The organism is Microcella alkaliphila, assembly GCF_004216855.1.
Lineage (GTDB): Bacteria > Actinomycetota > Actinomycetes > Actinomycetales > Microbacteriaceae > Microcella > Microcella alkaliphila.
In genome coordinates this window covers 1-6,977 of record NZ_SGXT01000006.1, presented here as the reverse complement: position 1 = coordinate 6,977, position 6,977 = coordinate 1, and the positions used below count along the sequence as shown (strand labels likewise).

Genomic DNA, 6,977 nt, shown 5'->3' with positions numbered 1-6,977 from the left:
TCGGAGACGAAGTAATCGACCAGCTCATCGAGGAATCCGATGCAGCCGACGTCGGCTGATCAACCGTCGGCGGGTGGACCGCCCCGTCGCGCGCTTCTTGACCATGCGTACACCGTGCTCAAGGTGCTACTGACAGCTATGTTCACCGGAGTGGTCGTAGCGGCGATACTCCAAGTCTTCGCGCGTTACGTACTCCAAACGTCCATCCCAGGGACTGAGGAAGTCGCCCGATATCTGATGGTCGCTTGTACGTTCCTAGCCATTCCCGTGCTTGCAAGATCCCGCAACCAAATTGCGGTGGACGCGTTGGCGCACTACTTACCTAAAGGCATGACCCAGGTATGGCTTGCGCGACTGATTCTGCTCGTCGAACTCATGTTCCTGGTTATTTTCAGCTACTACACGATTTCATTCGTCCAGGAACTGGCCGGCACCGGTCAAGCAAGCGTAAGCCTTCAAATCCCGCTTTTCTGGGTGGTATGCACAATGGCCGCTGGCGCCGTTCTAGGCATCGTCACCACCCTGCTGCTAATCATCGATACATTCATTCGACCTGATCCCAGAAACCCGTACGGTTTGACCACGGTCGAACACGGGCAACCTCAAGGATAGATAGGAGCTCATCTCGTGGGTGTCGCTGCCTTCGTCGTAGTTGGACTCATTGTCCTCGGGGTCGCCGTTGCTTTCGCCTTCGGCCTCGCCGTTTTTACCTACTTTGCAATGACGGGCGGGAACCTGGGGCAGGTACCAGCGGTCGCGTTCCGCACGCTGGACTCCTTCACGTTTCTCGCAATTCCCTTTTTCCTTCTGGCTGGCGCGGTCATGCGAAACGGCGGCGTATCACAACGTCTTGTCGATTTCGTCGCTGGCTTCGTCGGGCGGGTCAAGGGCGGAATGGGAGCCACCCTCGTCGGTGCATGTGCCCTTTTTGGGTCCATCTCTGGCTCGTCGCTTGCGACCGTCTCGGCCATAGGAAAGATTATGGCCGACAGCATGGCCCTGCGAGGCTACCCCCGCAGCTACGTTGGAGGGCTCGCCGCAGTATCAGGAATCTTGGGCATCCTGATCCCACCGTCGGTACCAATGATCGTTTACGGTATTGCCGCGAACGTTTCAATCTCAAACATGTTCTTGGCCGGGATCAGCTCCGGACTGTTGCTCACAGCGGTTTTGATGCTGAACAATTTCATCTGGGCGAGGAAGCGGAAGGATCTGAAAGACGGAGACCTGGTCACGGCTTCGGTGTCCCCTAAAATCCATGACTCTCGGATGCAGCGGCTCCGCGTGGGCCGTATCGGTCGATTGGGTGCAGCTGCGCCCGCCCTCCTCATGCCGATAGTAATCCTCGGAGGCATATACTCAGGCATTTTTACCCCCACGGAAGCGGGTGCGGTCGCGTGCCTATATGGGCTGCTGGTAGGCCTGTTTGTCTATCGGGAAATCAAGTTCAAAGAGGTCGGTAACACCCTTCTGGAAGGACTGCTCGCTACCGCACCCATTCTGATCATCATCGCCATGGGCGGCGCTTTCGCCCGGGCGTTGGTCCTATCAGGAATTCCCAGGGACATTGCAAACTGGATCACAGGAATGGGGCTATCGGTATTCGCAGTCCTGCTGGTTCTCAACATCATATTGCTGCTGGTTGGTATGTTCATAGAGGAAAATACCGCCATTATCATCCTCGTACCACTTCTGCTGCCCTTGATCCAGGCTTACGGGATTGATCCCATCCAGTTCGGAGTCATAATGGTTTTGAATCTGGGAATGGGTCTTGCCACTCCGCCATTCGCCCCCAACCTTTTTGTTGCCGCTAGTGCCTGCGGCGCACTATTTCACACAATAATGGGTCCAGCGTTGAAACTCCTGGCGACGGCGGTACTGCCGGTTTTGATCGTGGTCAATGTTTTCCCCGCTTTCACTACTTGGTTCCTTTAGCGAGCGGGTAGGCCAACGGTTCGCTTCTTGAGGGAGCACTCTCTACTAGGGACTGACCCCTGATGGTATCTGCCGCTGGCCCGGGTCGATACAGCTGCGGAGCGGGACTGGCTGAGTAGCCTCGGAACTACATATATCGCTTTGTATATCGGAAGGCTCGAGTACATGGCGGCCTGCATAAAGATGACACGTCTCGATGAGTGAGGAACAAGGAATGGACGAGTTCGATAAGAGAGTTGTGGTGATCACCGGGGGAGCCGCTGGAATCGGACGCGCCTGCGTCGATTACTTCGTCGGGAGAGGAGCGAGCGTCGGTGCCATTGACTACCAGGACACCGAAACCCTGCCAGACACTGTTCATGCATTACGGGCTGACGTCACGGACCAAGCCGCGGTTGATCATGCGATGCGTGAAGTCGGTGAGTTGTATGGACGGATCGACGTTCTCGTGAACAATGCTGGCGTGAGTTACGTGGGTGACATTGAAACCGGTGAGCTCTCTGAGTGGAACCGCGTCTGGGATGTCAATGTCCTCGGATACGTCCGATCCACAAGGGCCGCCTTACCGTTCCTGCGTAACTCAGAGTCTGCGGCGATTGTGAATATTTCATCCTGCACCGCGGAGTCGGGACTGCGACAGCGCGCGTTGTATTCGGCAACCAAGGGAGCTATCGAGGCGATGACACGCGCAATGGCAGCGGACCTCGTCGCAGAGTCCATTACAGTCAACGCGGTCAGCCCTGGAACAGTCGACACTCCGTTCATGACCGAATTGGCGCGCAAGGCTGACAACCCTGAGCAACGCAGGCTTGATTTCGAAAGTCGTCAGCCCACGGGACGAATGGTGGAACCCGAGGAAGTTGCGCTTGCGGTCGCATACCTGGCGCACCCAAACAATCGATCATCAGTTGGGACAGTCGTAACAGTTGACGGCGGTATGGCGGCCCTGCACATCACGCGCGCCTGATTTGCCATCCGTACAATATTAGAAAGGGTAATCACCACATGAGCACCAAGCAAAGAGTTGTTGTTGTCACCGGCGGCGGCCAAGGTATCGGCCGTGAGTATGCCATCGCGTTCGCGGCCAGAGGTGATGCTGTTGTCATTGCGGATTTGAATTCTGAAAATGCCGAGTCCGTCCATCGCGAGATCCAGGATCAGGGAGGCACATCCTTGGCCGTGGTGACAAATGTGGCGGATAAGGCAAGCGTGGACGCAATGGTACAAAAGACGGCCGATCGCTTCGGTACGGTCGATGTTCTGATTAATAACGCTGCGATCTTCTCCGCGCTCAAGATGAAGCCGTTCGAAGAAATTTCGCCTGATGAGTGGGAAAAGGTTTTCGCCGTCAATTCCCGAGGCGTATTCCTCTGCGCTCAAGCAGTAGCTCCCTACATGAAGAAGCAGCGCTCGGGCCGAATAGTGAACATCTCGTCCAGTGTCGTGACCACTGGACGCGCGAACTACGCGCACTACGTAGCTTCGAAGGGTGCCGTCTCAGCGCTGAACAAGTCGCTCGCCACCGAGCTAGGGGAGTACAACATCACTTCAAACGTTGTCAGCCCGCACGGCATCGTGACGGAGATTCCGCGTGAAACCATCACCGACGATCAGTGGGCCGGCATGCTCGCGGAACAGGCAATCAAGCGGAAAGGGACACCTCAGGACGTAGTGGCGGCGGTCGTGTTCCTCGCTTCCGAGGAAGCGGGCTACATAACGGGCCAAACTCTCCTCATTGACGGGGGCCTTCGTTACACATAAGAGGAATTTCGGCTCCAGGCTGTCCTGGGACGCATCGGGAAAGGTTCACCGCTCATGTACGAGCCGGATTACCTTGAGAGCACTCCCCTTAGAAGCTGAGGTGCCGGCTCCTCACATATCCAGAGGCACTCCGGAGGTGTAGTTACTTGCCACCGAAGTCCTAAAGATGCTCTGCGATAATGCGTCACAGATGTTCGGGCAGCAGGAGGAGCGTCGACAAGAGAACGGAAAAGATACAGGATGACTACATCGTCGACACTTTTCATTGGCTTAGGCAAAATGGGTTTGCCGATGGCACGCCGGCATGCCGCAGTGTTCCCTACCTATGTCTATGACGTGGATCCCGGCGCTGTGGAATGCCTATCCAGCGAGACTGGGATTACTGGGCTGCCGTCCTTATCAGTCATTCCACCGGACATCAATACGGTGATCCTTATGCTGCCCAACAGCCACATCGTCGAGTCAGTTCTCGTCGGCTCGGAACCGCCGGGGCTCATGCAACGGCTGACGGAGGGTTCCCTCATTATCGATATGGGATCGTCCGAACCGGAAAGCACGCGCAGTCTCGCTGGATCCGCGGCAGCCTTGGGTATTCATTTCACGGATGCCCCGGTTTCTGGTGGTGTGGCCAAGGCGCTCGAGGGTCAACTGTCGATCATGATCGGCGGCACACCGGAAGCAATCTATCTCTCCGAACCTCATCTAAAGGCCATGGGATCCCATATCTTGGTCGTCGGCCCTTCCGGTGCAGGCCATGCCGCAAAAGCGTTGAACAACCTGCTCTCGGCGACGAACCTCGCGGCAGCCGCCGAGGTCCTTTGCGTGGCTCAGGCCCAAGGTATAGACCCCGAAACAATGATCAACGTCATCAACGCCTCGACCAGTAGGAGCCAAGCGTCTGAGTTCAAATATCCGAAGCATATCCTCACGGGTACATTTGACTCCGGTTTCGCTATGGACTTGATGATCAAGGATCTCAAGATCGCAATGGGTTTGATCCAAGACCAAAATCTCCACGCCCCAGTCACTGCTGCCGCCAATGATGCAGCCAATGAAGCACGTAACACCCTAGAGTCGGAGGACCCCGACCACACGGAACTAGCCCGCTACTACGAAAACATCAACGGCTCAAAGCTCCGATCCGCAACCTCGCACGCCCCCAGCATTCAAGAACAAGATTTTGATCATGGGTGAAGCGTTGCCGCCGGTGTGGTGGTAGCCGGCAGTCGCTAGGGTCCCTGCAATATCCTTCGGCCTTTCCGTTGAAGCTTTTCAAAATGGGCCACTGACCGCTCGGCATGGCAACCAGAATGTTCCCGGCCATGATTCACGGACTGATTTGGTCGGGAGATGAGATCGGTTGTGTCGCATGGCCCTTTTCGCCCCACCATGATTCTCAGCCAGCTGCTGACACCTTTAGATAAGGATCTCTTTCATGACACGTTCATCCGTTCCCCCCGCGTCTGTTTCCCCGGAGCGGGAGACAGACCTCCTTGACTCCGTGCCCACCGGCCTGTTGATTGGCGGCCAGTGGCGGGATGCGTCCGACGGCGGAACTTTCGACGTGCATGACCCCGCAACCGGTGAAGTGCTGGCCGCTCTCGCTTCGGCGACCAGCGAGGATGCGTTGGCTGCACTCGACGCCGCCGACGCCGCGCAGGCGTCCTGGGCACGCACCGCTCCTCGGCAACGTGCCGAAATCCTGCGCCGAGGCTTTGACCTGATCACCGCACGGGCCGAGGACTTCGCGCTGCTCATGACACTGGAAATGGGAAAGCCGCTGGCTGAAGCACGCGGTGAAGTGACCTACGGTGCGGAGTTCTTGCGCTGGTTCTCGGAGGAGGCGGTACGTGATTACGGCCGTTACCTCACTGCCCCCGAGGGGAAGAACAAGATCCTGGTTCAGCACAAGCCGGTAGGTCCGTGCCTGCTGATTACGCCGTGGAATTTCCCGCTCGCGATGGCGACCCGGAAGGTGGCTCCTGCCCTCGCAGCCGGCTGCACGATGGTACTCAAGCCAGCCAAGCTCACGCCGTTGACATCGCAGCTCTTTGCCCAGACCATGCTGGAAGCAGGGCTCCCCGCGGGAGTGCTTAACGTTGTCGCCTCCTCCAGTGCCTCGGGCATCTCCGGACCGCTGTTGAAAGATTCCCGGCTACGCAAGATCTCCTTCACCGGCTCAACTCCGGTGGGCAAGCGGCTTATGGCCGATGCTGCGCAAAACGTGCTGCGCACCTCGATGGAATTGGGCGGGAACGCGCCATTTATCGTGTTCGACGATGCTGACCTGGACAAGGCCGTTGAAGGCGCTATGGCGGCCAAGATGCGTAACATGGGCGAAGCCTGCACCGCCGCTAACCGTTTCATAGTGCAGGGATCTATCGCGCAAGAGTTCACTTCCCGATTCGCCGCCGCCATGGGGTCTCTGACCACCGGACGCGGCACCGAGCCCGGAACGCAGGTGGGTCCGCTGATCGACGGTGGTGCCCGCGATGACGTCCATGCTTTGGTAAGTGCCGCCATCGACGCCGGTGCCGAGGCTGTAACCGGGGGCTCGCCGGTCGACGGGGCAGGCTACTTCTACCAGCCGACGGTCCTCGGGAACGTGCCCAACGGTGCTGACATTCTCAACCAGGAGATTTTCGGCCCCGTTGCGCCCGTCACCACCTTTGCCACGGAGGAGGACGCCATCCGCCTTGCCAACTCCAGTGAATACGGCCTTGCGTCCTACCTCTACAGCAAGGACTTTAACCGCCTGCTGCGCGTGGCCGAACAGATTGAGTTCGGCATGGTCGGATTTAACGCCGGTGTTATCTCCAACGCCGCGGCACCGTTCGGTGGGGTGAAGCATTCCGGACTCGGCCGGGAGGGCGGATCCGAGGGTATCGCGGAATACACCACCACCCAATACATTGGGATCGCGGACCCCTACATTGGTGAACTGCCTTAAAGTCGCCGATGCCTCTACTTCACACAAACGAGGGCGGTCGTGGGAAATTTCTCGCGTCGGACGCTTTTTCCATCGCCATAAGGTCAGGCTTGGAGCGACCGCATAGTCGATCCCGAATCGACTAGGTCCACGAAACGACCCAGAACGTCATGCGCCCACAATGCACATGGCGGAGCACAACTCCTGTCAGCACTCATACACACCACGAAAGTGATCAAGTCAGATGAATGATATGTGGCTCTTCGTCATGAAGCGGGGGTGAGTGGTTCGGGCGTGCCGGTGGCGGGATAGGCGGCGGGGCCTTCCAGGATGGAAGTTCCTACGCTCCCCA

Annotated in this window: 6 protein-coding genes; all 6 read left to right on the top strand. The window is 57.8% G+C overall.

From position 1 onward, the window contains the following. Positions 1 to 39: 39 nt before the first annotated feature. The 6 genes from EV140_RS00580 (at position 40) to EV140_RS00555 (ending at position 6,646) form a co-directional block, all read left to right on the top strand. Positions 40 to 612: a TRAP transporter small permease gene (locus tag EV140_RS00580; protein WP_130280056.1), complete on the top strand. Its 573-nt coding sequence runs from the start codon at positions 40 to 42 to the stop codon at positions 610 to 612. A gap of 15 nt (positions 613 to 627) precedes the next feature. Then, positions 628 to 1,935: a TRAP transporter large permease gene (locus tag EV140_RS00575; protein WP_157985568.1), complete on the top strand. Its 1,308-nt coding sequence runs from the start codon at positions 628 to 630 to the stop codon at positions 1,933 to 1,935. Between the two features lie 214 nt (positions 1,936 to 2,149). Then, positions 2,150 to 2,902, top strand: coding sequence for an SDR family NAD(P)-dependent oxidoreductase (locus tag EV140_RS00570; RefSeq protein ID WP_198674309.1), 753 nt, complete (start codon positions 2,150 to 2,152; stop codon positions 2,900 to 2,902). Positions 2,903 to 2,940: 38 nt separating this feature from the next. Next, a complete protein-coding gene (locus EV140_RS00565) occupies positions 2,941 to 3,696 on the top strand; it encodes an SDR family NAD(P)-dependent oxidoreductase (RefSeq protein WP_130280050.1) in 756 nt (251 codons plus the stop codon). Positions 3,697 to 3,936: 240 nt separating this feature from the next. Then, the gene (locus EV140_RS00560) at positions 3,937 to 4,890 is read left to right on the top strand and encodes an NAD(P)-dependent oxidoreductase (RefSeq protein WP_130280048.1); all 954 of its coding nucleotides are present in this window, start codon (positions 3,937 to 3,939) and stop codon (positions 4,888 to 4,890) included. Positions 4,891 to 5,131: 241 nt separating this feature from the next. Next, the gene (locus tag EV140_RS00555) at positions 5,132 to 6,646 is read left to right on the top strand and encodes an NAD-dependent succinate-semialdehyde dehydrogenase (RefSeq protein ID WP_130280046.1); all 1,515 of its coding nucleotides are present in this window, start codon (positions 5,132 to 5,134) and stop codon (positions 6,644 to 6,646) included. The last annotated feature ends 331 nt before the right edge of the window (positions 6,647 to 6,977 follow it).